The sequence below is a fragment of the Nonomuraea sp. SBT364 genome (genome assembly GCF_001083785.1).
Classification (GTDB): domain Bacteria; phylum Actinomycetota; class Actinomycetes; order Streptosporangiales; family Streptosporangiaceae; genus Nonomuraea.
On record NZ_LAVL01000086.1, the window covers coordinates 1 to 25056 of the forward strand.

At 71.9% G+C, this 25056-nt stretch carries 32 protein-coding genes; 14 read left to right on the top strand and 18 right to left on the bottom strand.

The features are described from left to right. On the top strand, positions 1–443 hold a 443-nt coding region (locus ADY59_RS51705; protein ID WP_049568938.1), incomplete at its 5' end, for a hypothetical protein. A 72-nt stretch (positions 444–515) separates the two neighbouring features. Here ADY59_RS51705 and ADY59_RS29950 read toward each other — a convergent pair. The 4 genes from ADY59_RS29950 to ADY59_RS29965 all read right to left on the bottom strand — a co-directional run bounded on the left by ADY59_RS29950 (position 516) and on the right by ADY59_RS29965 (position 2292). Further along, the gene (locus ADY59_RS29950; RefSeq protein WP_049568941.1) at positions 516–791 is read right to left on the bottom strand and encodes a GlsB/YeaQ/YmgE family stress response membrane protein; all 276 of its coding nucleotides are present in this window, start codon (positions 789–791) and stop codon (positions 516–518) included. 96 nt (positions 792–887) lie between these two features. Beyond that, entirely contained in the window at positions 888–1184 is a 297-nt protein-coding gene (locus ADY59_RS29955) for a GlsB/YeaQ/YmgE family stress response membrane protein (RefSeq protein ID WP_049568944.1), read from the bottom strand. A gap of 146 nt (positions 1185–1330) precedes the next feature. Continuing rightward, positions 1331–1792, bottom strand: a complete 462-nt coding sequence (gene ispF, locus ADY59_RS29960; protein ID WP_049568946.1) for a 2-C-methyl-D-erythritol 2,4-cyclodiphosphate synthase — start codon at positions 1790–1792, stop codon at positions 1331–1333. 17 nt (positions 1793–1809) lie between these two features. Beyond that, positions 1810–2292: a CarD family transcriptional regulator gene (locus tag ADY59_RS29965; RefSeq protein WP_043624891.1), complete on the bottom strand. Its 483-nt coding sequence runs from the start codon at positions 2290–2292 to the stop codon at positions 1810–1812. A 241-nt stretch (positions 2293–2533) separates the two neighbouring features. Between ADY59_RS29965 and ADY59_RS29970 the strand changes: the two genes are divergently transcribed. Then, positions 2534–3112 carry a copper chaperone PCu(A)C gene (locus tag ADY59_RS29970; RefSeq protein WP_231618966.1) on the top strand — a complete coding sequence of 193 codons (579 nt, stop codon included), beginning with the start codon at positions 2534–2536 and terminating at the stop codon, positions 3110–3112. A gap of 58 nt (positions 3113–3170) precedes the next feature. Here ADY59_RS29970 and ADY59_RS29975 read toward each other — a convergent pair whose 3' ends face one another. Continuing rightward, positions 3171–3863 (bottom strand): response regulator transcription factor, encoded by a 693-nt coding sequence (locus ADY59_RS29975; RefSeq protein WP_049568950.1) that lies wholly within the window; start codon positions 3861–3863, stop codon positions 3171–3173. Continuing rightward, the gene (locus tag ADY59_RS29980; protein WP_049568953.1) at positions 3860–5029 is read right to left on the bottom strand and encodes an ATP-binding protein; all 1170 of its coding nucleotides are present in this window, start codon (positions 5027–5029) and stop codon (positions 3860–3862) included. The genes ADY59_RS29975 and ADY59_RS29980 overlap by 4 nt, the downstream gene beginning before the upstream one ends. Positions 5030–5161: 132 nt before the next feature. On the opposite strand from ADY59_RS29980, the gene phoU reads away from it, so the two are divergent. Continuing rightward, the gene (phoU, locus tag ADY59_RS29985; RefSeq protein ID WP_049568955.1) at positions 5162–5806 is read left to right on the top strand and encodes a phosphate signaling complex protein PhoU; all 645 of its coding nucleotides are present in this window, start codon (positions 5162–5164) and stop codon (positions 5804–5806) included. On the opposite strand, the gene ADY59_RS29990 is transcribed toward phoU, so the two are convergent. Then, a complete protein-coding gene (locus ADY59_RS29990; protein ID WP_049568958.1) occupies positions 5776–6390 on the bottom strand; it encodes a TetR/AcrR family transcriptional regulator in 615 nt (204 codons plus the stop codon). The genes phoU and ADY59_RS29990 overlap by 31 nt on opposite strands. Positions 6391–6473: 83 nt before the next feature. Between ADY59_RS29990 and ADY59_RS29995 the strand changes: the two genes are divergently transcribed. Beyond that, a complete protein-coding gene (locus tag ADY59_RS29995; RefSeq protein ID WP_049568961.1) occupies positions 6474–7448 on the top strand; it encodes an SDR family NAD(P)-dependent oxidoreductase in 975 nt (324 codons plus the stop codon). On the opposite strand, the gene ADY59_RS53480 is transcribed toward ADY59_RS29995, so the two are convergent. The 5 genes from ADY59_RS53480 to mshA all read right to left on the bottom strand — a co-directional run bounded on the left by ADY59_RS53480 (position 7423) and on the right by mshA (position 13606). Then, entirely contained in the window at positions 7423–10218 is a 2796-nt protein-coding gene (locus ADY59_RS53480; RefSeq protein ID WP_197093924.1) for an ATP-binding protein, read from the bottom strand. The two genes, ADY59_RS29995 and ADY59_RS53480, sit on opposite strands and share 26 nt — an antisense overlap. Positions 10219–10377: 159 nt before the next feature. Continuing rightward, on the bottom strand, positions 10378–11121 hold the full coding sequence (locus ADY59_RS30005) for a phosphoglyceromutase (protein ID WP_049568966.1): 744 nt from the start codon (positions 11119–11121) through the stop codon (positions 10378–10380). 10 nt (positions 11122–11131) lie between these two features. Beyond that, the gene (locus ADY59_RS30010) at positions 11132–11824 is read right to left on the bottom strand and encodes an SAM-dependent methyltransferase (protein ID WP_231618967.1); all 693 of its coding nucleotides are present in this window, start codon (positions 11822–11824) and stop codon (positions 11132–11134) included. Between the two features lie 11 nt (positions 11825–11835). Then, positions 11836–12318: a YbjN domain-containing protein gene (locus tag ADY59_RS30015; RefSeq protein ID WP_049569049.1), complete on the bottom strand. Its 483-nt coding sequence runs from the start codon at positions 12316–12318 to the stop codon at positions 11836–11838. A 10-nt stretch (positions 12319–12328) separates the two neighbouring features. Next, positions 12329–13606, bottom strand: a complete 1278-nt coding sequence (gene mshA / locus ADY59_RS30020) for a D-inositol-3-phosphate glycosyltransferase (protein WP_269433651.1) — start codon at positions 13604–13606, stop codon at positions 12329–12331. Between the two features lie 105 nt (positions 13607–13711). Here mshA and ADY59_RS30025 point away from each other — a divergent pair, with 105 nt between their 5' ends. Both ADY59_RS30025 and ADY59_RS30030 read left to right on the top strand, forming a co-directional pair. After that, a complete protein-coding gene (locus ADY59_RS30025) occupies positions 13712–14455 on the top strand; it encodes an SDR family NAD(P)-dependent oxidoreductase (RefSeq protein WP_049568978.1) in 744 nt (247 codons plus the stop codon). Further along, positions 14448–15233, top strand: coding sequence for a methylase (locus ADY59_RS30030; RefSeq protein WP_049568979.1), 786 nt, complete (start codon positions 14448–14450; stop codon positions 15231–15233). The genes ADY59_RS30025 and ADY59_RS30030 overlap by 8 nt, the downstream gene beginning before the upstream one ends. Here ADY59_RS30030 and ADY59_RS30035 read toward each other — a convergent pair. Continuing rightward, positions 15223–15732: an O-acetyl-ADP-ribose deacetylase gene (locus tag ADY59_RS30035; protein ID WP_049568981.1), complete on the bottom strand. Its 510-nt coding sequence runs from the start codon at positions 15730–15732 to the stop codon at positions 15223–15225. The genes ADY59_RS30030 and ADY59_RS30035 overlap by 11 nt on opposite strands. Before the next feature lie 54 nt (positions 15733–15786). On the opposite strand from ADY59_RS30035, the gene ADY59_RS30040 reads away from it, so the two are divergent. The 5 genes from ADY59_RS30040 (at position 15787) to ADY59_RS30060 (ending at position 18484) form a co-directional block, all read left to right on the top strand. After that, positions 15787–16143 (top strand): BlaI/MecI/CopY family transcriptional regulator, encoded by a 357-nt coding sequence (locus ADY59_RS30040; protein ID WP_082310517.1) that lies wholly within the window; start codon positions 15787–15789, stop codon positions 16141–16143. After that, complete coding sequence (locus tag ADY59_RS30045; protein ID WP_049568987.1) at positions 16140–17045, top strand: M56 family metallopeptidase; 906 nt, start codon at positions 16140–16142, stop codon at positions 17043–17045. The genes ADY59_RS30040 and ADY59_RS30045 overlap by 4 nt, the downstream gene beginning before the upstream one ends. A 60-nt stretch (positions 17046–17105) precedes the next feature. Next, positions 17106–17591: a helix-turn-helix domain-containing protein gene (locus tag ADY59_RS30050; protein ID WP_049568990.1), complete on the top strand. Its 486-nt coding sequence runs from the start codon at positions 17106–17108 to the stop codon at positions 17589–17591. 3 nt (positions 17592–17594) lie between these two features. Further along, complete coding sequence (locus ADY59_RS30055; protein WP_049568993.1) at positions 17595–18002, top strand: hypothetical protein; 408 nt, start codon at positions 17595–17597, stop codon at positions 18000–18002. 113 nt (positions 18003–18115) lie between these two features. Then, positions 18116–18484, top strand: a complete 369-nt coding sequence (locus ADY59_RS30060) for a DUF2516 family protein (protein WP_049568995.1) — start codon at positions 18116–18118, stop codon at positions 18482–18484. Here ADY59_RS30060 and ADY59_RS30065 read toward each other — a convergent pair. Further along, positions 18469–19035 (bottom strand): SGNH/GDSL hydrolase family protein, encoded by a 567-nt coding sequence (locus tag ADY59_RS30065; protein ID WP_197093925.1) that lies wholly within the window; start codon positions 19033–19035, stop codon positions 18469–18471. The genes ADY59_RS30060 and ADY59_RS30065 overlap by 16 nt on opposite strands. A gap of 171 nt (positions 19036–19206) precedes the next feature. On the opposite strand from ADY59_RS30065, the gene ADY59_RS30070 reads away from it, so the two are divergent. After that, entirely contained in the window at positions 19207–19941 is a 735-nt protein-coding gene (locus tag ADY59_RS30070; RefSeq protein ID WP_049569000.1) for an alanyl-tRNA editing protein, read from the top strand. Here the strand turns inward: ADY59_RS30070 and ADY59_RS30075 are convergent. After that, a complete protein-coding gene (locus ADY59_RS30075) occupies positions 19925–20587 on the bottom strand; it encodes an ankyrin repeat domain-containing protein (RefSeq protein ID WP_197093926.1) in 663 nt (220 codons plus the stop codon). The genes ADY59_RS30070 and ADY59_RS30075 overlap by 17 nt on opposite strands. 40 nt (positions 20588–20627) lie before the next feature. On the opposite strand from ADY59_RS30075, the gene ADY59_RS30080 reads away from it, so the two are divergent. Further along, entirely contained in the window at positions 20628–22235 is a 1608-nt protein-coding gene (locus ADY59_RS30080) for a DUF2207 domain-containing protein (protein WP_049569008.1), read from the top strand. Here ADY59_RS30080 and ADY59_RS30085 read toward each other — a convergent pair. After that, on the bottom strand, positions 22232–23134 hold the full coding sequence (locus tag ADY59_RS30085; RefSeq protein WP_049569014.1) for an asparaginase: 903 nt from the start codon (positions 23132–23134) through the stop codon (positions 22232–22234). The two genes, ADY59_RS30080 and ADY59_RS30085, sit on opposite strands and share 4 nt — an antisense overlap. A 50-nt stretch (positions 23135–23184) precedes the next feature. Here ADY59_RS30085 and dtd point away from each other — a divergent pair, with 50 nt between their 5' ends. Next, positions 23185–23610 (top strand): D-aminoacyl-tRNA deacylase, encoded by a 426-nt coding sequence (gene dtd, locus ADY59_RS30090; RefSeq protein WP_049569015.1) that lies wholly within the window; start codon positions 23185–23187, stop codon positions 23608–23610. Here the strand turns inward: dtd and ygfZ are convergent. Together ygfZ and ADY59_RS30100 are read right to left on the bottom strand one after the other, a co-directional pair. Next, positions 23607–24545, bottom strand: coding sequence for a CAF17-like 4Fe-4S cluster assembly/insertion protein YgfZ (gene ygfZ / locus ADY59_RS30095; protein WP_049569017.1), 939 nt, complete (start codon positions 24543–24545; stop codon positions 23607–23609). The genes dtd and ygfZ overlap by 4 nt on opposite strands. Positions 24546–24555: 10 nt before the next feature. Further along, positions 24556–24969, bottom strand: coding sequence for a Fur family transcriptional regulator (locus tag ADY59_RS30100; protein WP_049569019.1), 414 nt, complete (start codon positions 24967–24969; stop codon positions 24556–24558). Between the last annotated feature and the right edge of the window lie 87 nt (positions 24970–25056).

The window sequence follows — 25056 nt, forward strand, 5'->3', positions numbered from 1 at the left end:
CCCCTGAGACCCCGCCCATCTCGGAACAGGTCACCCACTGGAGGGCCGGGGAACCCGAGGCCGAGCCCCAGAAGCCAGAGCCCCAGCCTCAGGAGCCGCAGAAGCCAGAGCCGCAGGAACCCGCGGCCCAGGAGCCCGAGGAGCACCCCCAGCAGCACCCCGAGCCCGAGGAGCCGCGGCGGCCCCTTCGCTGGGGCGACCGGGTCAAGCCGACCGACGTGCTGGTCCACCCGCGCACGAACGAAGACACCGGCAAAGACACCGACAAGGACGCCGACACGCAGCCCGTCCAGGTCGTGGAGGACGTCCCCGACCCCGGTCACGGCCCGGAGGCCGCCGACCCCCGGTCACGGGACGAGCTGGAGGACACGGCCCCGCACCCGGTGGTCACCGACGCCCCGTCGGGCCGCCTGCGCAGCACCCCGCTCCCCCCGGAAGAGTGACCGGAAGAGTGAATGAACGGGCCCGCCCGGCACAGCCGGACGGGCCCTTAAGGCGTGGTGGCGCGCAGGGCGTCACACGCTGCGGCCGCTGCCGCGGCGTAGCCCCGCGACCAGGCCGACACCCACGATCGCGAGCACGACCTGCATCACCAGCTCGATCCAGTCGATGCCGGAAGTCGTCTCGACGCCGAGCACCTGAGCGATCACGGTGCCGATGAGGGCGGCGACGATGCCGACGACGATGGTGAGGATCCACCCGATGGCCTGTTTGCCAGGAAGCAGCAGACGACCGATCGCGCCGATCACGGCGCCGATCACGATGGCGCCAAGGATGGATTGGATTGTCATGTCACAAACCTCCCCGTGAGGGTGAGCCGTTCATCCTCACGGGGTGGTGGCTACCCGCGCCCAGACGATTATGCGCGGAAGTAAAGAATCGGCAGGTCAGACAGTAGTTCGGCCTGTTCCGGGGCCGCCTCGTCTGCCACTGGTCGCCATGCGGGCCACGATGGCCACGCCTACCACCGCCAGCGCGAGCTGGAGGAGGTGTTCGATCCAGTCGATGCCTCTGGTGTCGGCCCAGCCGAACATCTGGGCGATCAGGGTGCCGAGCAGAGCCGCCACGATGCCGACGATCAGTGTCAGACCGATGGACATGTTCTGCCTGCCGGGCACCAGCAGCCGGGCCAGCGCTCCGACGATGGCACCGATGACTACTGCGGAAACAATCGCGCCGATCATGTGTGACTCCCCCCGAGACGTTCACATGTCTTGAGGGGGGCCTACCCGGCAAAAGTGAAGTTACCCATGAAAGACGGCGGCCCGTACCGCGCCAGTGACGGACCGCCGTCGCCCATGGATACCCCGGCAAAGAGGACGCGCGACGCTCAGGGACGGTTGACGACGAGCGCCGTGGCGACGGCCGCGACGCCTTCGCCGCGCCCGGTGAGGCCGAGCCCGTCCGTGGTGGTCGCGCTGAGGCTCACAGGGGCCCCCAGAGCGGCGCTGAGCGCCTTCTCGGCCTCCTGGCGCCGGGGGGCCAGTTTGGGGCGGTTACCGATCACCTGGACGGCCACGTTGCCGATCTCGAACCCGGCCGCCCGTAGCTTACGCGCGGTCTCCTCCAGCAGCGCGGCGCCGGAAGCGCCCGCCCAGCGGGGGTCGGAGGTGCCGAACAGCCCGCCGAGGTCGCCGAGGCCGGCAGCGGAGAGGAGGGCGTCGCAGGCCGCGTGCGCGGCGGCGTCGCCGTCGGAGTGGCCGGACAGGCCCGTCTCGCCCGGCCAGTGCAGGCCGGCGAGGTGGAGCTCCCGGCCAGATGCGAACGGGTGGACGTCGACACCGACGCCCACCCGTGGAATGTTCGTGTTCAGGAGTTGAGAACCTCGTCGAGCAGGGCCTCCGCCTTGTCCTCATTGGTCTTCTCGGCGAGCGCGAGCTCGCTGACCAGGATCTGGCGCGCCTTCGCGAGCATGCGCTTCTCCCCCGCGGACAGGCCGCGCTCGCGGTCCCTCCGCCACAGGTCGCGAACGACTTCGGCGACCTTGTTCACATCGCCGGAAGCGAGCTTCTCAAGATTGGCCTTGTAACGGCGAGACCAGTTGGTCGGCTCTTCCGTGTGCGGCATCCGAAGGACGTCGAAAACCCGCTCAAGGCCTTCCTGACCGACAACATCGCGCACACCGACGAGTTCTGCGTTTTCGGCTGGCACCTGGACGGTAAGGTCGCCCTTGTCGACCTTGAGCACCAGGTAGGTCTTTTCCTCACCCTTGATGGATCGCTTCGTGATTGCTTCGATCCGAGCAGCCCCATGGTGGGGGTAGACGACAGTGTCGCCGACCTGGAAAGTCATGTGACAAGTACCCCTTCCGCTGTACTCCAGGGTACCACGCATCCACAGGCTCCCGGAACAGTGAAATCATCATAACTGCAGGTCAAAGCCGCATATTGGGGGTTGACAAGCTGTCATGTGTATGAATCGCATATCCGGACATGGCTAATGACCTGCGGGGGTGCGGATATGACCATGGAATCGGATGGATATGGTAGGCGCTGCCCATCCCGCACGCGCGAGACCCAAGGAGAACCCGCCCGTGACCAGCCGTCGCTGGATTGTCGCCGCCGCCGCGTTCCTGGCTGCCCCCGTACTCGCCGGCTGTTCGGTTGGATTCGACGCCAACACCAACCAGCCCTACGCGCCCGTTGAAGGAGCGGCCCTCATCGAGCAGGGCGGCTACGGCAAGCAGAGCATTCACATCCCCCAGGCGTTCATCCTCGGCCCCGATTCGGGCGGTCAGATTCCCTGGCGTGGCTCCGCCCCGGTCTACCTGCACATCCTCAACTCCTCCGGCGCGCCGGACAGCCTCCAGGCGGTCAGCGCGGGCAACGTCGCGGCGGCCAAGCTCGCCGCGCCCGTCCAGCTGCCCAGCAACCAGCTCGTCGACACCGGCAAGCCGGCACCCCAGATCATGCTGGAGGGCGTCTCCAAGGCCCTCAGGGGCGGCGAGACCATCCGCCTGGACCTCCAGTTCGCCAACGCCGGCGTGGTCTCCATGAACGTCCCCGTGGTCACGCGCAGCCGCGAGTTCGCGCAGTATCCCGCGGTCCCCGGCGCCATCCCCGCCCCGACGCCGACCCCGACCCCGTCGGCGGCCACGGAAGAAGCGCACTAAGACACGGCAAAACCCTTGTTTCCAGTACGGGATTCCGTACCGGAAACAAGGGTTTTCGCTATTCCTCCGTCGCGTCGAACTTGTAGCCGAGGCCGCGCACGGTCAGGATGCAGCGCGGGTTGGACGGGTCGGCCTCGATCTTCGCGCGCAGGCGCTTGACGTGCACGTCGAGGGTCTTGGTGTCGCCCACGTAGTCGGCGCCCCAGACGCGGTCGATGAGCTGGCCGCGGGTGAGCACCCGGCCGGCGTTGCGCAGCAGCACCTCCAGCAGCTCGAACTCCTTCAGCGGGAGCTGCACCTGCTCGCCGCGCACGGCCACGACGTGGCGGTCGACGTCCATCCGGACCGGGCCGACGGCCAGCACGGCCGTCTCCAGCTCCTCCACGACGTCGCCCTGACGGCGCAGCACGGCCCGGATGCGGGCGACCAGCTCGCGGGAGGAGAACGGCTTGGTCACGTAGTCGTCGGCGCCCAGCTCCAGGCCGACGACCTTGTCGATCTCACTGTCCTTGGCGGTCAGCATGATCACCGGGACCTTGGAGCGCTGCCGCAGCGAGCGGCAGACCTCGGTGCCGGGCAGGCCTGGCAGCATGAGGTCGAGCAGCACCAGGTCGGCGCCGCTGCGGTCGAAGGTCTCGAGCGCCTCGGGCCCGGTCGCCGCGACAGAGACCTCGAAACCCTCCTTGCGCAGCATGTAGGACAGGGCGTCGGAGAAGGACTCCTCGTCCTCCACGACCAAAACTCTGGTCATTTGACCGTCTCCAGGGGAATCGAGGGTGGTGCGGGCACCGCCGTCCCGCCGAAGGCGGGCAGACGCAGCGTGAAGGTCGAGCCGGAGCCTTCCTTGCTCCAGACCGAGACCTCGCCCGCGTGCGCGGCGGCGACGTGTTTGACGATGGCCAGGCCGAGGCCCGTGCCGCCGGTCGCCCGGGAGCGGGCGGCGTCGACCCGGAAGAAGCGCTCGAAGATGCGTTCCTGCGACTCCTCGGGGATGCCGATCCCCTGGTCGCTGACGCTGATCTCGACGCTGTCGCCGGCCGGCCTGGCGCTGACGACCACGCGGGTGTGCTCGGGGCTGTAGACGATGGCGTTGTCGATGAGGTTGCGCAGCGCGGTGACCAGCAGCTCGTCGTCGCCCCAGATGCGCAGCCCCTCGGTGCCGCCGGAGACGAGGGTGATGTCCTTGGCGCCCGCCCTGGTGTTGCAGTAGTCGATGGCGTCGTGGACCGCGTCGTCGATGGAGACCTGGCCGGGGGTGGGGATGGCCTCGGCGCCCTGGATCCGGCTCAGCGTGATCAGGTCCTGCACGAGGTAGGTGAGCCGGGCGGCCTCGTGCTGCATGCGCCCGGAGAAGCGGGTGACGGCCTGGGGGTCGTCGGCCGCGTCCTGGATCGTCTCGGCGAGCAGGCTCAGCGCGCCGACGGGGGTCTTCAGCTCGTGGCTGACGTTGGCCACGAAGTCGCGCCGTACGGCCTCGACGCGGCGGGACTCGGTCTGGTCCTCGGCGAGGACCAGCACCTGGCCGTGCGAGCCGAGCGGGGCGACGCGCACCGCGAAGCTGGTGGTCTCCTGCCCGAACTTGTGCCCGGCGACGTCGATCTCGGTCTCCCGGATCTCACCGTCGCGGCGCACCTGGCGGGCCAGCGCGAGCAGCTCGGCCGCCATCAGCCGCTCACCCTTGACCAGACCGAACGCGCGGGCCGCCGAGCTGGCGCGCAGCACCCGGTCGTGCCCGTCGAGCACCACGGCGGACGAGGGCAGCACGGCCAGCACGGAGGCGACGCCCTGCGGCAGCGCACCGGGGTCGTTGTCGGTGGCCGCGCCGGCCCGGCTGGGCGCCTCGATCTGGTTGCGGTAGAACAGCACCGCGAGAGCCCCCACGACGAAGCCGGCCAGGGCAGCGAAGCTCATGGCCATCTCACTCATGCTTTCGATGGTAGGCGGAGCCGCGTCCACGGCATCCCTCTCACCTGCGGATGAACCCCCCTTTCCCGGAAAGTTCATCTCTGCGTAGGAGTTCGTTCATCGTCGCCCGCATACGGTGACGGCATGCGCGACGCGTACCATGAAGAACTCGATTCCCTGACCGACAAGCTGGTCGAGATGACCAGGCTTGTCCGCTCGGCCATCTCCCGGGCCACGACCGCCCTGCTGGACTCCGACCTCCAGCTCGCGGAGAGCGTCATCTCCCGCGACGAGGAGGTCAACGCGATCTTCGCCGACATCGAGGCGTCCATCTTCGACCTCATGGCCAGGCAGCAGCCGGTCGCGGTCGACCTGCGGATGGTCGTCACGGCGCTGCGCATGGGCACCGACCTGGAGCGGATGGGCGACCTCGCGGTGCACGTCGCCAAGGTCGCCCGGTTGCGCCATCCCGAATCGGCCATCCCCGCGGAGATCCGCTCCACCATCGTCGAGATGGGGCAGATCGCCGAGAACCTGGTGACCAAGGCCGGCAGCTGTGTCGCCTCCCGCGACGTCGACTCGGCCCTGGAGCTGGAGCAGGACGACGACGCGATGGACCGGCTGCACCGGCGGCTGTTCAAGAACATCCTGGGCAAGGACTGGGCGCACGGCGTCGAGCCGGCCATCGACATCACGCTCATCGGGCGCTACTACGAGCGCTACGCCGACCACGCGGTGCGCGTCGCCCGTGACGTCGTCTACCTGGTGACGGGCTCCCGCCCGAGCTGAGCCCCGGCGACCAGGTCCATGGCGCGGCGCATCGCCGCCCGCACCTCGGCGGGCGGATCGCCGCGCTCCAGCGCGGCCAGCGTCGCCGCGCTCACCGCCCCCACCGCGGCCCCCACGAGCGCCGCCGCCCCGATCGGATCGAGTTCGTCCGGGTACGCCTGCCGCAGGGCCAGGGTCAGCTCGTGCTGCGCGGCGACGTAACGCTGCAGCAGCCTGGCCTGTAGCGCGGGGGCGGTGGCGGCCAGCAGGGCCCGAAGCCGCGCCAGCCCGCTGCTCAGGTCGGACTCCCAGGTGTTGCCGATCATCTCCGCCATGGCCCGCGCGACCACGTCCGCGGGCCCTTCGCCGTCCGTGCGCTCGGCGACCGCGCGCAACCCCAGGTCCACCCGTACGTCGGCGTTGGCGAACAGCACGTCTTCCTTGGCCTGGAAGTGCAGGAAGAACGTCCGCGTCGACACCTCGGCCGCCTCGGCGATCTCCGCGACGGTGACCTGCTCGTAGCCGCGCTCCTCGAACAGGCCGATGGCCGCCTCGACCAGCGCCTGCCGCGTGCGCTGCTTCTTGAGCTCCCGCAGTCCCGTCATGAGGTCACTCTAGTGCATCGCATGTATCGCTACATTTGATGTAGTAATACAGTGAGTGTAGTCAAACTTGAAGGGCAGGGATCATGGGCAGTCTTGACGGGCGCGTCGTCCTCATCACCGGAGCGGGACGCGGCATCGGGCGGGAGGAGGCGCTGTTCTTCGCCGCCGAAGGCGCCAAGATCGTCGTGAACGACCCGGGGGTCGAGATCGACGGCACCGGCGGCGACGCCGGCGTGGCCGCCGGGGTGGCCGAGGAGATCGTCGCGCGCGGCGGTCAGGCCGTCGCCAGCACCGACAGCGTCTCCGACTGGGAAGGCGCGCGGCGCATGGTCGCCACCGCCCTGGACGCCTTCGGCGACCTGCACGTCGTCGTCAACAACGCCGCCATCGAGCGCAACCTCGGCCTGGCCGACCTGGGCGAGGACGAGTTCGACGACGTCGTCGCGGTGAAACTGAAGGGCACGTTCGCGGTCACCCGGTGGGCGGCCCGCCACTGGCGCGAGCGGCACGTGGCCGGCGACCGCGTGGACCGGGCCGTGGTCAACACCTCGTCGGGCTCCGGGCTGCTCAACCCGCTGCCCACCCAGGCCGCCTACGCCTCGGCGAACGCCGGTGTGGCCGCGCTGACCACCGTCGCCGCCCTCGAACTCGGCAGATACGGCGTGCGGGTCAACTGCGTCTCGCCCTCCATGGCCCGCACCCGGCTCACGCTGGAGGTGCCCGGGGTGGGCGCGGAGCCGCCCGCCGGCGGCTTCGACCCGCTGCACCCTTCCGCGGTCGCGCCCGTCGCCGCGTTCCTGGCCGCGGCCGACTGCCCCGTCACCGGGCAGGTGCTCTCCGTCCGGGGCAGTACGGTCACGGTCAACCAGGGCTGGTCACGCGGCCCGTCCGTGCATCAGGCCGGCCCGTGGACCGTCGCCGGGCTGGCGGCCGAGCTGGGAGGGGTGCCGCTGGAGGACCCGTTCGACAAGCTCGCCCAGGCACTCGGCGGCGCCCTGGGAGTCACCGGACGCGATCAGCTCCAGGAGATGATCAACGCCCAGCTGGACCGGCGGTGATCGGGCTGCGGGCATCGGTCCTCTCGCGCAGGGCGGCGAGCTCCTTGCGCGCCTCGTCCTCGCGGCCGGGGATGAGGAGGAGGGTGCAGGCGCGCTCGTAGCGGGCGCCGATGCGCTCCCAGGCTTCGACGGCGGCGGACAGCTCGTCCGGGTCGTGGTGGAGCCGGCCGGCCGCGCGGGTGAGGCAGGCGGCGGCCCAGTCGTTCTCCCCGGCGGTGTCGGACAGGGCGGCGGCGAGCCGTCCGGCCGCGTCGGGGTGCCCGGCGGCGACGGCCAGCTCGGCGCCGGCGGCGCGCGCATACGTCCGGTACCAGTCCTGCGGCGGGAAGTCCGCGAAGGCCGCCTCCACCGGCGCGAGGTCGTCACGGCCCGATCGCAGGGCGGTCCTGGCGTCGACGAACGCGGCGAACGACGCGAGATACCGGGACCGGTGGCCGCCGGCGACCCGTTCCGCGCGGGCCCGCCACAGCCTGAAGCTGACCTCTTCGCCGAGCAGCCCGTGCGCCAGGGCGATGGCCGCCACCGCCGGTGACAGCCAGGCGAGAGGGCTGTCCGCCCGCTCGCGGACCTCCCACAGGGCCGGCGCGTGGCGCAGCGCCTCGTCGAGCTCACCGGTGAGGACGAGCGGCGGGATCAGGGTGCTCACCGCGACCGGTGACCGGTCCCCGATCAGGTCGTCGGCGCTCGCCAGCCGGGCCGCGCGCAGCGCCGCGGGCAGGTCTCCGGCCGCTACGGCGCAGGACGACGCCATGTGGAACGCGTCGGTGATCTCCGGAGCGGGGTACGGGACGTCGCGCGGCATCGCGGGAAGCAGGCCGAGGCGTTCGGTGGCGATCCGGTGCGCGTCGCGGAACCGCCCGGCGGCGAGTGCGCCGATCCCGGACGCGTCGAGGGCGGCGCAGATCAGCACGGGATCGCCGGTGGCGCGGGCGGCGGCCACCGCGTCGCTTATCAGGGACGGCTCCGGGGTGACCTTCTCCTGGCGGGCGTTCCAGACGCGGGCGGCGGCGAGATGGGCGGCCACGAGCGGATCGCGGTGGTCGCCGGCGGCCGAGGCCCGGTCGAGCAGCTCTCGCAGGCGTTCGTGCGGGATCTCGGTCCCGAACCCGGACGGGTGCCGTTCGGCGGTCGCGACGGCGAACGCGAGCGCGACCGCCTCCGCGTTGCCGTCGCCGGCCGCGCGGGAGCTTCGCGCCGAGGCCAGGAGCAGGTCGAAGGCGCGGCCGGTGTCGATGAGGGCGTGCGCGGCGTCCGCGGCGTCGCGCAGGTCGCGGGCCGCCTCGCCCGGGGTGGGCGCCCGCCGGGCGGCCTCCTCGTGGTGACCGGGCACCTCGCGCAGGAACCTGCGGGCGTAGGCGAGGTGGGCCAGCGACCGGGCCAGCCGGTGCGGTACGGCGGCGCGGCCGGGCGGCGCGTCGGCCAGGGCCGCCCGCAGGTCGTCGGCGACGGCGTCGAAGTCCCGGCGCCAATCACCGCCCGGCCCGCTTTCCGGGACGCTTCCCGGGCTGCTGTCCAGGCCGCTCGCCAGGTCGCCTTCCAGGCCCGCGGCCGTCGCGGCAGCCCACTCCAGGTACTGGTGCCGGACGGCGCCGCCGTCGCCGCCGTCCTCCAGCCGTTCGGCGGCGAAGGCGCGGACCGTGGCCGGCAGCCGCCACCGGCCCCGCGCGGGACCCGCGACGAGGCTCTTGTCCACCAGCCGCCCGAGCAGGTCGGCGGTGTGGCGGGGATCCGCCGCGACGGCGGTGGCCGCCGCGAGGTCGAAGGCGCCGGCGAATGTCGAGAGGCGCCGGAACAGCGCCTGCTCGTCGCCGGTCAGCAGGTCGTGGCTCCAGGCGAGCACCGCGCGCAACGACCGGTGCCGTTCCACCGGCCCGCGCCCGCCGGTCAGCAGCCGCAGGACGTCGTCCAGGGCGGACAGGAGCCCCGCCACCCCCAGCGACGCGCTGCGCGCCGCCGCCATCTCGATGGCCAGCGGCATCCCGTCGAGCCGGCGGCACAGCTCGGTGACGTCGGCGCGGGCGGCGGCGAAGCCGGGGTCGGCCGCGGCGGCCCGGTCGAGGAAGAGCCGTTCGGCGTCGGAGCCGAGCGGGAGCGGCGGGACGGGGACCGTCTGCTCGCCCGGCACGCCCAGCGGCTCCCGGCTGGTGGCCAGGACGGTCACGGTGGCACAGCCGGACAGCAGCCGTTCGGTGAAGGCGGCGACGGCGTCCACCAGATGCTCGCAGTTGTCCAGGACGAGCAGCGACCGGCCGCGGCCGAGATGCCGGGCGACCGCGTCCTCCAGCGTCTGGCCGGGCCGTTCGGTCACGCCGAGTGCGGACGCCACCGCCTGCGCGACGAACCCGTCACGCACCGGCACGAGGTCCACGAACGCGCCGCCCAGCGGGAACGAGGGCGCGGCCGCCTCGGCCACCGCGACCGCGAGGCGGGTCTTGCCGATCCCGCCCGTGCCCAGCAGGGTCACCAGCCGGGCCTTCCCGAGCAGGCCGAGGGCGAGATCCCGCTCGGCGGCGCGGCCGAAGAACGCCGTGCGCGGGGAGGGCAGGCCGGTCAGGTGGCCGGGCGGCGGTGACCGCCGCAGCGCCTCGTCGGCGAGGGCCCACCTGTCGGCGACGCCGTACTTGCGCAGTAACGATGAGATGTGGCTTTCGACCGTACGGACGGAGATGTTCAGCCGCCCGCTGATCTGGGCGTTGGACAGGCGCGCGCCGAGCGCCGCGAGGACCTCCGCCTCGCGTTGCGAGATGTCGATCGGCCGCCCGTAGGTCACCACGCAAGTCTGACCCATCGGGGACGATTCGGGGCGGCGCCGCGGAGTCCCGGCCTCGGCAGGGTGCCCGGCCGCCACGCCTGCCACAGCGGGCACCGGGCGACCGAGGCCGGCATGGACGAACCGTGGCGAGGGACCGGCTGGCCCCTCGCGCAACGGTCAGCGGCCCTGGTTGGCCACGGCCTCGATGGCGGCCTTGGCGGCGTCCGGGTCCAGGTACTCGCCGCCGCGCCGCAGCGGGCGGAACTCGGCGTCGAGTTCGTAGCGCAGCGGGATGCCCGTGGGGATGTTCAGCCCGGCGATCTCCTCGTCGCCGATGCCGTCGAGGTGCTTGACCAGCGCCCGCAGCGAGTTGCCGTGCGCCGCCACCAGGACGGTCCGGCCCGCCGACAGGTCGGGCACGATCGCGTCGTACCAGTAGGGCAGCATCCGGTCCACGACGTCCTTGAGGCACTCGGTGCGCGGCAGCAGCTCGGGCGGCAGCAGCGCGTAACGCCGGTCGCCGGCCTGCGAGTATTCGTCGTCGTCGGCGATGGGCGGCGGGGGCGTGTCGTAGGAGCGGCGCCACAGCATGAACTGCTCGTCGCCGAACTCCTCCCGCGTCTGGGCCTTGTTCTTGCCCTGGAGGGCGCCGTAGTGGCGCTCGTTGAGCCGCCAGGAGCGCTTGACCGGGAGCCAGAGGAGATCGGCCTCGCCGAGTGCGTACTGGGCCGTCTGGATGGCCCTCGTCAGCAGGCTCGTGTGGACGACGTCGGGGTAGACGCCGGCCTCGGTGAGGAGTTTGCCGCCCCGGCGGGCCTCGTCCTCGCCCTTCGCCGACAGGGACACGTCCACCCAGCCGGTGAACAGACCCTTCGCGTTCCAGTCGCTTTCGCCATGCCGTAGCAGCACCAATGTCGCCATGCGGTCAATCCTATGGTTTGCGGGCCACCCCGCAGAGAAAGTGGGGCGTGGGCGGCCGGACGAGGTCCTCGGGGCGCCACTCGGGCACGGTCACGACGCCGGGCGGCAGCAGGTCGAGGCCGTCGAACAGGGGACGCGGGTCGGTGGTGCCGTCGGTCACGTGCGACAGGACGAGGTGGCTGCCGGGGGCGAGGGGCGCCATCAGCTCGGCGATGAGCGGCTGGGGGTCGTCGGCGACGTAGTGGGCGATGGCGAGCAGCAGGACGGCGACGGGCCGGTCGAGGTCGAGGTGCTCGCCGACGGCCGGGTTGCCCAGGATGTCGGCTGGTTTGCGCAGGTCGCCGCATACGGCGAGGGCTTCGGGGACGTCGTCGAGCAGGGTGCGGGCGTGGCTGACGACCTGGGAGTCGGAGTCGACGTACACGGTGGTGCGACCGGGGAGGACCTGGTGGACGCTGCGGCAGGTGGGCAGGCCGGAGCCGATGTCGAGGAACTGGCCGATGCCCTGGTCGGAGAGGGCGCGGACGGCCCGGCCGAGGAAGGCGCGGTTGGCCCGGGCGTCCTCGCGGATGCCCGGCACGAGGTCGAGGACGTGGGCGGCCGCCTCACGGTCGACGGCGTAGTTGTCGCGGCCGCCCAGGAAGTAGTCGTACATGCGCGCGACGTGCGGGACGTGCGGCTCCCAACCTCCTGTGTCACTCACGCCCCAGGATCTTACGCGCGTTCGGGGTCGGCGAACCGGGCGAACGCCTGCAGATTGGCCAGCGATTCGCCGCGTTTGGCGCGCCATTCCCACTCGCGCCTGATCGAGGAGGCGAAGCCCAGCTCCAGTGCCCTGTCGAACCAGTCGTCGGCGTAGGTGAGCACGCAGCCGAGCAGGCGGTCGACCTCGTCCGCGGTGATCGCGGCGAGCGGCAGGCGGCCGACGAGATAGACGTCGCCGACGGGGTCGACGGAGAAGTGGACGCCGTACATGGTGCCGTTCTTGCCGAGCAGCCACTTGTAGAACTCGGCGTGGTTCTCGTCGGGCCGGCGGCAGAAGAACGCCTCCACGTGCAGCACCCGGTCGCCGACGATGAGCCAGGTCATGGTGGCGAGCTTGTGCTGTCCGGGCAGTTTGACCAGGAACGCTCCGGGCCGCGGCTCGTCGTAGGTGACGTCCGCGGCCTTGAGCGCGGCTTCGACAACGTCGCGCATGCCGTACACCCTATGAGTTGACCGCCACCGGCACCCGGTGCAGGTTGGCGATGGCGGCGGCGTAGACCTCGGTGAGGCGGGAGGCGGTGGCCTGCCAGCCGAAGGCGGCGGCATGCGCGCGGGCGCCGGCGGACAGCACCTCGCGCCAGCGGGGCTCGGTGACCAGGCGGCGCAGCGCGCCGGCCCATTCGTGCGGGTCGTGGCCGTTGACGAGCAGGCCGGAGACGCCGTCGCGGACGGCGGTGCGCAGGCCGCCCACGGCGGCGGCGACGACCGGGGTGCCGCACGCCTGCGACTCCAGGGCGACCAGGCCGAACGACTCGCTGTGCGAGGGCACCACGGTGGCGTCGGCGGCGCGGTACCAGTCGGCGAGCTCGTGCTGCGGCGCGGGCGGCACCAGCCGGACCACGTCGGCGATGCCGAGCTCGGCGGCCAGGTCGGTGAGCAGGGACGGCCTGGCCAGGCCGTTGCCCGAGGGGCCGCCGACGCAGGCGACGACGAGCCGGCCGCGCAGCGAGGGGTCGTCGATGAGCATCCGGGAGGCCGCGCGCAGCAGCACGTCGGGGGCCTTCAGCGGCTGGATGCGCCCCACGAACAGCAGCACGTGCGCGTCCTGGGGCAGGCCGAGCCGGTGCCGGGCGGCGGCCTGCGAGGCGGGCTGGAAGACGGTGAGGTCGACGCCGGGGTTCACCACGGCGACGCGCTCGCGGGGCGCGCCGTACAGCTCCATGAGCTCGTGGGCCTCGTCGGCGGTGTTGGCGACCAGGCGGTCGGCGATCCCCACGACCTGTTCCTCGCCGACCACGCGGGCGGGCGGCTCGGGCTTGTCGTCCTCGGCCAGGAACCGGTTCTTGACCTTGGCCATGGTGTGCATGGTGTGCACGAGCGGCACGCCCCAGCGTTCCTTGGCCAGCCAGCCGACCTGGCCGGACAGCCAGTAGTGCGAGTGGATGACGTCGTAGCGGCCCGGCTCGTACATGGCCTCGGTGCGCAGCACCTCCGACAGGAACGCGCACAGCTGGCCGGGCAGGTCGGCCCGGTCCATCTCCTCGTACGGCCCGGCGGTCAGGTGGCGGACCAGGATGCCGGGTTCTAGCTCGGCGACCGGTGGCAGGTCTCTCGCCGTGGCGCGGGTGAAGATCTCCACCTCGACGCCCAGGCGGGCCAGTTTCCTGGCCGACTCCACGATGTACACGTTCATCCCACCGGCGTCGCCCGTTCCGGGCTGGTCCAGCGGGGACGTGTGCATGCTGATGGTCGCGACCCGGTTGACCCGTCGTCGCCTCACCCGACACCACCTCCAAGCGAAGTACAACTGTGCAGATCTTTGCGACATTCCCGACAAGGGGTTACGCCGGGGGGTGTCATCGCACGGACTGGCAGGATGTGGGCCATGAAGAGAACGGCTGTGGTGACCGGCGCGAGCAGCGGGATCGGCGAGGCGACCGCCCGCCGGCTGGCCGCCGAGGGGTACGACGTGGTGGCGGGCGCGCGCAGACGGGACCGGCTCGACGCGCTGGCCGCCGGTACGCCCGGGATCACGCCTGTCACGCTCGACGTCACCTCCCAGGAATCGGTGAACGCGCTGGCGGCCTCGCTCGGCCGCTGCGACGTGCTGGTCAACAACGCCGGAGGCGCGCTCGGGCTGGAGTCGGTGGCCGACGGCCGGCTTGATGACTGGCAGCGGATGTACGACACCAACGTGCTCGGCTCCCTTCGCCTGACCCAGGCGCTGCTGCCCAAACTCGTCGAGTCCGGCGACGGGGTGCTGGTCATGCTGACCTCGACGGCCGGGCTGGTCTCGTACGAGGGCGGCGGCGGCTACTGCGCGGCCAAGCACGCGCAGACCTCGATGACCGAGACGCTCCGGCTCGAACTGGTCGGGCAGCCGGTCCGGGTGGTCGAGATCGCGCCGGGCATGGTGAAGAGCGAGGGGTTCGCGGTGACCCGGTTCCGCGGCGACGAGTCGGCCGCCGCCAAGGTGTACGAGGGCGTGCCCGGCCCGCTGAGCGCCGACGACGTGGCCGACGCGATCGCCTGGTGCGTCACCCGGCCCGCGCACGTCAACGTCGACCGCCTGGTCATCCGGCCCCGCGCCCAGGCCGCCCAGCACCGGGTGCACCGCGTCAGTGGCTAGACCGGTCGGCGCGATCACCCGGGGCACGACCGGGCACAACCGGCTGCGCCGCGCCGACCGCTGGACCGCCGCCGTGCACGGCCCGCTGCTGCGCCGCGTGCCCCGGCCGCTGGTGGTGGACCTCGGCTACGGCGCGTCGCACACGACGACGCTGGAGCTGTTCACCCGGCTGCGCCGGGTCACGCCGGACGTGGAGGTCGTCGGCGTCGAGATCGACCCGGCCCGCGTCGCGCTGGCCAGGCCCTACGAGCGGGAGGGGCTGAGCTTCCGGCTCGGCGGCTTCGAGCTGCCGGTCGCGCGCCCGCCCACGCTCGTCCGGGCCTTCAACGTGCTGCGGCAGTACGGCGAGGCCGAGGCGTGGCGCTACTGGGAGCTGCTGCGCGGAAAGCTGGCGCCGGGCGGCGTCCTGGTGGAGGGCACCTGCTCGGAGAGCGGCCACCGGGCCGTCTGGGTGGGGCTCGACCGTGACGGGCCGCGCACCCTCACCTTCTCCGCGCGGTTCGACGCCTTCGAACGGCCCTCCGACCTGGCCGACCGGCTGCCGAAGACGCTGATCCACCGGAACGTGCCCGGTGAGCGGATCCACACCTTCCTGCGGGACTTCGACCACGCCTGGGCGGTGAGCGCCCCCTATGGGGCGCACGGGCTGCGGCAGCGCTGGCTCGCCGCCGTCGGCGTGCTGGCGGGCTCGTGGCCGATCCCCCGGCACCCGCCGCTGGGCGGCCGGGCCCGCTGGCGGCTCGGCGAGGTGACGCTGCCGTGGGCGGCTATCGGCTGAGCTCGGCCTCGAAGGCGGCGTACGCCTTCGCCTCGAACAGGACGAACCGTACGTCCCGCACGGACACGGGAGTGTCGCGCACGGTCGCGATGGCGATGCGGGCGCCGTCGTCGAGCGGCCAGCCGAAGATGCCGGTGGAGATCGCCGGGAACGCCACCGAGGCCGCGCCGAGCTCGTCGGCCAGCCGCAGCGACTCGCGGTAGCAGGACACGAGCAGGGCCGAGCGGTCCTCGGTGCGCGAGTGGACGGGACCGACGGTGTGGATCACCCAGCGCGCGGCGAGGTCGCCGGCGGTGGTCGCGACCGCCTGGCCGGTCGGCAGGCCCTTGCCGTAGTGGGAGGCGCGCAGCGCGCGGCACTCCCGGAGGATCTCCGGGCCGCCACGGCGGTGGATGGCGCCGTCGACCCCGCCGCCGCCCATGAGGGAGGAGTTGGCGGCGTTCACGATCGCGTCGGCTGCCTGCAGGGTGATGTCACCCTGGACCAGCGTGATGTCCATCTCACCAGCATCCCGGATGCCAGCTCGACACGTTGTAGAGCTACCCTGGAACACGTGAAGGGTCTTGGCGAGCTTGAACGCAGCATCATGGACATCCTCTGGGCGCAGAGCAGCCCGCTGACCGCCCGCGAGGTCGGAAGGCTCATCGCCGACCGCGACCTGGCGCCGACCACGGTGATGACCGTGCTCGACCGCCTCACCCGTAAGGGCTTCCTCCAGCGCACCCGCGACGGCCGCGCCTGGCGTTACGAACCGGCCGAAAGCCGCGACGGCTACATCGCTGACCTTATGCTGGAAGCACTCGGCATGACCGGCGACCGTTCGGCCGCCCTGACCCGTTTCGCCCAGGCCGTCTCCGGGCGCGAGGCGGAGATCCTGCGCAAAGCACTTACGGAGCTGGAGGAAGAGTGACCACGGCAGCGGTGCTGGCCACGCTCGCCACGGCGTGCGCGATCGGCTCCTGGCGTTTCACCACCGCCCGGTGGACCTCACGTGCCCCCCGGGTCGCCATCATTCTCTGGCAGTCCCTCGGCCTCGCCTGGGGCCTGGCCACGACCGGCGCCATGCTCGCCTATGGCGTCGACCCCTACGGGATCGGCGTGCTGCCCGGCCTGCTGGCCTTCGCGCAGGGCCTGGCGCCGCTGCAGCCGTGGGACGCGCTGCACGTGCTGGCCATGATCGCCGGGCTCACCGCGCTCACCGTGCTCGTCGTGGTGCTGCTCACCGCCGGGGTGCAGGCTCTGCGCGCCCGCCGGCGGCACCGCACGCTGCTGCGGCTCATCTCCCGCGACGACCCGATCGTGCCCGGCGTGCGGGTGCTCGACCACCCGAGCGCCGCCGCCTACTGCGTCCCGGGGCTGCGCTCGCAGGTCGTGGTGAGCGAGGGCGCGCTCAAGCTGCTGTCGCAGGACGAGCTCAAGGCCGTGCTCGCGCACGAGGCCGCGCACGTCCGCGAGCGTCACGACCTGGTGCTGCTGCCGTTCGCCGCGCTGCGCCGGGCGCTGCCCTGGTCCAAGGTCGTGTGTGACGCGCAGGCCCAGGTCGAGCTGCTGGTCGAGATGGCGGCCGACGACCGGGCGCGCCGCTACTGCTCGCCGCGCCGGCTGGCCACGGCGCTGCTCAGGTTCGGCACCGCCGGGGCCATGCCGACGCCCAGCGGGATGCTCGGGGTGCACGCCCAGCACGTCATGGCCAGGGTCGACAGGCTCATCAAGCCGGGCCCCGAGCTGCACCTCGGCCTGCGTTACGGGGTGCTGGCGCTGTCGGTGAGTTTGGTCACAGCCCCGCCGTTCCTGTGGACTATCCAGCTCTGATGCTTGCTGGAGTTAATCACTCCGTTTGCAATTGCAAGCAGCGCCCGGCAGACTGTGGGCATGGCACTACCGAAGGTCGGCTCGATCGGCGAGTACATCCGTGATCAACGGCAGCAGGCGAAGATCTCCCTTCGCCAGCTCGCCGAGCAGGCGGGGGTCTCCAACCCCTACCTGAGCCAGATCGAGCGCGGTCTGCGCAAGCCGAGCGCGGAGATCCTCAACCAGATCGCCAAGGGTCTGCGCATCTCCTCACAGGCGCTCTACGTGCAGGCGGGCCTCATCGAGGACCGCGAGCCGCCCAGCGACGTGATCAGTGCGATCAGAGCCGACACGCATCTCACCGAGCGGCAACGCCAGGTGTTGATCGACATCTACGAGTCGTTCCGCAAGGAGCGGCCCGGGGACGGGCAGACCTCCCAGAATGCCGACCCCGGGCCCTCCGCGGACGACGAGCACCCGCTGCCGCCAGAGCTTGTCGCCGCGCTTGAGCCCTACGCGACGAGCAACGGCAACGGCACCGCCAACCAGGAAACCAAGGAAGGTTAACCCATGACGCTGGCCACCGAGGTCAAGAAGCTCACCGATTCCAAGCCGTTCTACGCCGTCGCCGGCGTGGGCGACTTCGCCGTCGAGAAGCTGCGCGAGCTGCCCGAGCAGCTGCAGAAGCTCCAGTCGCGCCGCGCCGAGCTGGCCAAGGACCTGCCCGAGCGGGCCCGCGACTACGCCGGCAAGGCCGAGGGCTTCGCCAAGGAGTTCCCGGAGAAGGCGCGCGAGTACGCCGACCAGCTGAGCCACCGGGCCGTCGAGGCCTACGAGGACTTCGCCAGCCGGGGCCGCAAGGTCGTCAGCCGGACCACCGGCGAGGCCGCGCTGGAGCTGGAGGAGGTGTCGGAGGCCGCCGAGCCGGCCGTCGCCACCCCCGTCAAGAAGACCCGCACCACCAAGGCCAAGGCCTGATCCATCGCAAGGCCCGCCCCCGTCACGGGAGCGGGCCTTTCGCCGCGCGGAGTCCCCGTGGCGGCTATTAGGCTGGGGCCGACTTCATCGCGGCATTGGGCGGAGCCAATCTCATGGAATTCATCAACCTCGGGCTCAACTTCCTCTTCCTCGCGCTTGCCGTGATCATTCTCGGCATGTCGGCTTACGCGCTGGTGCACGCGCTGCGTGTGCCGACCAACGCGTTCGTCTCGGCGGGGAAGCTGCAGAAGAACATCTGGCTGATCATCCTCATCCTGGCCACGCTGTTCTCCGCTGCGGGCGCGTGGTCCTACCTGAATGCCTTCATGTTCGTCGGCGGCGCGCAGTTCATCGGCATCGGTCTCGGGATCTTCTCGATCGTCGCCGTCATCGCGGCCACCGTCTACATCGTCGACGTCAAGCCCGCCGTCAAGGGCATGGGCGGGCGCGGCGGCAACAACGGCCCCTACGGCCCCTGGTGAGGTAGCCGGGTCAGGCTCCTGGCCAGCCACCGGCCCATGAGCGCGTGCCCGGCCCTGGTCGGGTGCACGCCGTCGGGCAGCACCACCCCCGCCTCCGCCTTGCCGCCGCCGGACGACCACGGTCGGCGCAGCGCGTCCAGGAACGGCACCGCCTGGCTCCCCGCCACCCGCGCCAGCACGTCACGCACCCGGTAGGCCTTGGCGGGCGGCGTCGGATCCAGCCAGATCGGGCCGACCATGACGAGCTGCGCCTTCGGCCAGGTGGCGCGGGCCGTGTCGAGGAGCCGGTCGGCCGCCTTCCCCACCCGTTCGGCCGGCCAGCGGCCGTCGTTGTGGCCGCCCGAGATCACCAGCACGTCGGGCGTGGGCCGCCACGCCAGCTCCGCCTCGAACGAGTCCTGGAACGTACGGCCTACGCGCCCGTCGTTGAGGAAGCCGGTGCCGCCGGCCCCGGCGATGACCGGCTGCCAGCCGAGCAGCCGGGCGGCCTCGGCGGCGTAGGTGTGCCAGCGCGGCACCGGCCCGGATCCCACGGTGAAGCTGTCGCCCACGAACATCACCACCGGCGCGCGTCGCTCCGGCGGCGGCTGGGGCGGAGTGGCGACGGCCGCACTACATCCCGATAAAGTGCAGCAAATCGCCGCCACCGAGGCGACCGGAGCGGCGAACGGGCCACGCAGCATCGCGCGCATGTACCACCTCGAAAGCTCTAGGCTGCCGGTATGACCACCGATCTCCACGGGCGAACGCAACGGCTCGAACTGGCGGACCAGAACCTTCGCGACTTCGAGGCCGTGGTCCTCGACGCGACCCCCGAGGGGATCGTGCTGAACAGGTCGGCATTCTATCCGGGAGGCGGCGGCCAGCCGGCGGATCACGGAGTTCTCCTCTGGCAGGGCGTGGAAACCCGCATCGCCGGAGTGCGCAAAGGCGACGATCTCTACCTGATTCCGGCAGAGGGCGACCCCATCCCCCCGGCGGGCACGGTCGTGACGGCGGCCGTGGCCGACGAACGCCGCTCGGCCCTCATGCGCACCCACTCGGGGCTGCACGTGCTGTGCGGCGTGGTGTTCCGCGAATACGGCTGCCCGGTCACCGGCGGCAACATGGAGCCGATGACCGCCCGGATGGACTTCAACCTGCCTGAGGTGCCGCCCGGCTTCAAGGAGGCGGTCGAGGAGCTGTGCAACGCCGAGATCGTCGCCGACCGGCGCATCGACGTGCGGGTCCTGCCACGTGACGAGGCGTTCGCGATCCCCGACATCATCCGCACCGCGACCAACCTGGTCCCGGCGGAGGTCCAGGACGTCCGCATCGTCGACATCGTCGGCCTCGACACCCAGGCCGACGGCGGCACCCACGTGGCCTCCACCAAGCAGATCGGCCGCATCAAGGTCGCCAAGGTCGAGAGCAAGGGCCGCGGCTTCCGGCGGCTGCGCATCACGATCTCCGACTGATCGCGCCCCGCTCCCGCAGCCACCCGGCCAGCTCCGCGAATCCCTGCCGCAGCGCCGCGTCGAGCGGCGTCAGCGGCTCCCAGGGCGGCGTCCAGTCGAGCGTCGCCCCGCGCTCCAGCAGCCGCTCGGCGACCCGCCGCTGCCCGCCGTGGCAGGCGTACCAGAAGGCCAGGTCCAGCTCCTCCTGCCCGGAGACCGTGACCCGATCGGGCAGGCCGAGCGCGGCGGCGTGCCGGAAGCCGACGGCCGCGCCCCGGGCCACCAGGCGGCGCGCCGCCTCCCACTGCCCGAACGCCACCGCGTCGTCCAGCGGCGTCCCGTCCGCGATGACCGCGCCCGGCGCGTCGATGCGGGCTCCCGCGTCGAGCAGCGCGTCCAGGGCCGCGACGTCGCCGCAGCTCGCCGCCCAGTGCAGCGGCGTCTCGGCGTGCTCTCCGACGAAGCGGGCGTGCACGTCGGCGCCCGCCCCGACGAGCGTGGTGATGGTCTCGGCGACCGCCGGGAAGTGCCCCGGCCAGTCGGTGGCCACGTGCAGGAGCGTACGGGCGCCGTCGGGGCGGGCGGTGGCCAGCGCCGGATCGGCGGCGAGCAGGGCACGCAGCGCGGCCACGTCACCCGACCGGATCACCTCTCGGGCATCGACCATCAGGTCCTCCTCAACCGGGATACCGCTACGATTTGCCGCCATGACGGGTATCAGGCACACGCTAGCCGCTCTCGGAGCCGTCGCCCTGGCGCTGACCGCGACTCCCGCCATGGCGGAGGCCGGGATCACCACCGAGGTGACGATGACCCTCGGCAAGGGCGGCACGCTGCACGTGGTCGAGAAGATCTCCGGCGGGTCCGGCGAGCTCCGGCGGACGTTCCTGACCAGGACGCGCCACGACGACACCAGCGACCGCGTCTACCGGATCGCCAACCTCAAGGGCGGCAAGCTGGCCGATGACGTGCTGACGGTCAAGTCGCCCGCCACCGTCGAGTACGACGTCCAGGGCGCCGTGACGCCCACCGGCGGCGTCGAGGAGCTGCGCTGGTTCGCCGTCAACGGCTGGAACAGCGCCGTCGACAAGGCCACCGTCAAGGTCAGCGGCCCGGGCCAGGTGCAGAACCTGTCGTGCTTCGCCGGGGAGCTCACCTCCGCCATCGGCTGCACCGCCGCCGCCATGGACCACACCGCCACCCACGCCGACTTCGAGCAGGCGGGCATCGCCCCCGGGGAGGCGCTGACCGTGGTGGTCGGCTTCCCTGCGGGCGCCAGCGGCGGCGAGCCGATCCTGGAGAAGCGGTTCTCGCTGGCGGCCGCGTTCACGCTCAGCCCGATCACCGGCGGCGCGCTGGCCGCCCTGCTGGTGCTGCTCCTCGGCGGCGTCGCGCTGCTCTACTGGACGCGCGGGCGCGACGCCCGGATCGTCGACCACGAGAGAGGCTCGATCGACCCCGTCCAGAACGGCCACTTCACCCCGCCCGACGGGGTGCGCCCCGGCCAGATCGGCACGCTCGTGGACGAACAGGCCGACGTGGTGGACGTGACGGCCACGATCGTGGACCTCGCCGTCCGCGGCTACCTGCGCATCGACGAGCAGCCGAGGCAGACGTACGACGCGCCCGACTGGATGCTGGTACGGCTGCCGAACGCGCCCGTCAACGCGCTGCTGCCCTACGAGAAGGCGCTGTACGACGCGATCTTCGACGGGCGGGACGTGGTGCTGCTGTCGCAGTTGTCCGGCTCGTTCGCCGCGCATCTGGGCAAGGTGCGCGACGCCCTCTACACGGACGTCGTCACGCAGGGCTGGTTCGCCCGCCGGCCGGACGCCGAGCGGACCCGCTGGACCACGATCGGCGTCGTCCTCATCGGCGTCGGCGTGCTGGCCACGGTCGCGCTGGCCTGGTTCACCACGTACGGGCTGATCGGGCTGGGCGTGATCATCGCGGGCGGGGCGCTGGCGGTGGGCGGGCAGTACATGCCGGCCAAGACCGCCAAGGGGTCGGCCGCGCTGGCCCACACGCTCGGCTTCCGCGAGTATCTCTTCTCCGGCGACCTGGGCGAGGTGCCGGAGAGGCACCGGGTGGAGCTGTTCTCCCGCTACCTGCCGTACGCGGTGATCTTCGACGGGGTGGAGCACTGGTCGCGGGTCGTCGCCTCGGTCACCGGCAACGGCTCGCAGTCCGACAACCTCTACTGGTATCACGGGCCGGCCGAGTGGGACCTGTCGAAGTTCGCCGGGTCGATGCGCACGTTCACCACGACGACGTCGGGCGCGATCTCGGCCACCCGGCAGTTCCGCACCCTCTAGTCGGGATGGACGCGCAGCTCGCCGACCGGCCGGCCGCCACCGTAGACGTGCTGCACGGCCAGCGCGTCGAGCTCCGGTGAGGTCAGCCCGAGCGAGCGCAGCGCGGCCACGGTCAGCGTGGTCCGGCCGCGCGCCGCGCCGTCCTCGATCTTGACGGCGCCCGCGCGCCCGTCCTCGTACGCGAACGCCTGGAAGCCCTCGGCGCCCACCTTGACCATCAGGCCGGGCAGCGCCCGCATGAGCGCGGCCTCCGGCCGGTGGGTGCCCGACGTCCACTCCGGATGGGCGCGCATGGCGTCGAACACGCCGCCCTCACCGGTCACCGCCAGCGTCCGGAACGCCCTGACCACGCCCACCATCGAGACGAAGAACAGCGGGGCCCCGCACCCGTCGACGCCGGAGGCCGCCACCCGCTCGCCCGTCAGCTCCTCCACCGTGGCGCGGATCGCCCGCTGGAGCGGATGCGGCGGCTCCAGGTAGGACTCCAGCGGCCAGTCGTTGGCCGCGCAGGTGGCGAGCATGGCGGCGTGCTTGCCCGAGCAGTTCATGTAGACGCGGCCCCGATCGGTCACCGCCCGGTCCTCCGGGTAGTCGTCGGGGCAGCGCAGCGCCGACTCCTCCAGCCCGGCGCCGGCCAGGATCTTGCGGACGCCGTCGACGTGGAACGGCTCGCCCGCGTGCGAGGCGCAGGCCAGCGCCAGCAGCTCCCCGCTCAGCCGCAGCCCGCTGCGCAGCATGCCGAGCGCCTGGAGGGGCTTCATCGCCGAACGCGGCGACGCGGGCTCCGCCACCGCGCCGTGCGCCTCACCGGGACGACCGGCCGCGTCTACGGTGAGCAGCCGCGCCAGGTGCCTGGACTCCACGAATCCGGACCGCACGACCTCCACGACCAGCGCCATCGGCTCCTCCTTTTCCTCACGAGTCTATTTCTGGGCCACAATGTGATCCCATGCGAGCTGTAGTGCAGCGGGTGAGCTCCGCGTCCGTGGCCGTCGACGGGCAGCCGGTCGGCACGATCGACGAGCCGGGGCTGCTCGTGCTGGTCGGCGTCACCCACACCGACACGCGCGCCCAGGCGGCCAAGCTGGCCGCCAAACTGTGGGGGCTGCGCATCCTGCACGGCGAGAAGTCGTGCTCGGACGTGGCCGCGCCGCTCCTGGTGATCAGCCAGTTCACGCTCTACGGCGACACCCGCAAGGGCCGGCGCCCCACCTGGCAGGCGGCCGCCCCGGGGCCCGTCGCCGAGCCCCTGGTCGACGCCGTCGTCGAGGAGCTGCGCGCGCTCGGCGCACACGTGGAGACCGGCCGGTTCGGCGCCGACATGAAGGTCTCCCTGGTCAACGACGGGCCGATCACCCTCGTGCTCGACGTCTAGCGGATGCGGCGGCGCAGGCTCGGGTCGATGCTGACGTTGCGGCCCGCGTCAGGCGGCACGATGACCTCCTGCGAGGCCGCCACACCCCCGGCGAGCAGCGGCGCGTCGACCGGGACCGTGCGCTTGACCACGGCCAGCGCGATCGGCCCCAGCTCGTGGTGGCGCGCCGCCGAACCGACGGTGCCCACCTCCTGGCTCTCGAAGATCACCGGAGCGCCGTGCGGCGGCAGCGTGTCGACGCTCCCGTCGAGGTGCAGGAACACCAGCCGCCGCGGCGGATGCCCGAGATTGTGCACCCGCGCCACCGTCTCCTGGCCCCGGTAGCAGCCCTTGGTCAGGTGCACGGCGGCGCCGATCCAGCCCACCTCGTGGGGGATCGTCTTGTGGTCGGTCTCGAAGCCCATGCGCGGCCGGTGCCCCTCGATCCGCAGCGCCTCGTACGCCCACAGGCCCGCCACCGGCCTGCCGAGATGGTCGGCCAGCTCGGCGCGCGGCACCAGGAAGTCTTCGGTCGCCGACGACAGCACCGCCAGCTCGTCTGCGAGGGAGACCTCCACGCGCAACATGAACCGCATCCGGTCCAGGTAGTCGATCAGGCTCGCCGAGGCGCCCGGCTCCACGTGGGCCAGCACCGCCTCACCGTCGTCGGCCAGCGTCAGATGGTGCTCCACCCGGCCCTGCAGGTCGAGCAGGAGCGTCTGGGTCCACTCCCCCGGGGCCAGCGTGTCGAGCTTCTGTGACGTCAGGTCGTTGAGCCATTTCAACCGGTCGGCCCCCGCGATGCGGACGATCTCGCGGTTGCTCCGGTCGACGACCGCCTCACCCTTGGCCAGGGCGCGCTGCTCGGCGAACAGGTCGCCGTAGTGCGCCGCCACGTCGGCGTCAGGGCCGTCGGCGGGGACGGCGCCGGGCAGGTCAAGCAGAGGGCTACGCATGCCCTCCAGGTTAACGGCAGTTGCGGCAGAGCCCGAAGACGGTCAGGTGATGCACGTCGGCCACGAACCCCAGCTCCTCGTCCAGCCCTTCGACCAGCCCGTTCGCCAGCTCCGGCCGCACCTCCCCCACGTCGCCGCAGCCCCGGCACACCAGGTGCACATGGTCGGCGTCGGAGGCCAGGTGGTAGGTCGGAGCGCCGTGGCTCAGATGGGTGTGGGTGACCATGCCGAGCTCCTCGAGAAGCTCCAGCGTGCGGTAGACGGTCGAGATGTTGACCCCCCGCGCCGTCTCGCGGACCTTGACGCAGATCTCGTCCGGAGTGGCGTGCTCCAGCTCCTTGACCGCCTCCAGCACGAGCTGGCGCTGCGGAGTGACCCGGTAACCCTTGGCGCGAAGCTCCTCATGCCACTGCGTCTCCGTCATGTCCCCGAGTCTACGACCGGAGATTAATTCGCTTGCCCTGTCCGCTGACGAGCGCATAGCTTCTTGGGTACGCGGAAAGGAGGTGGT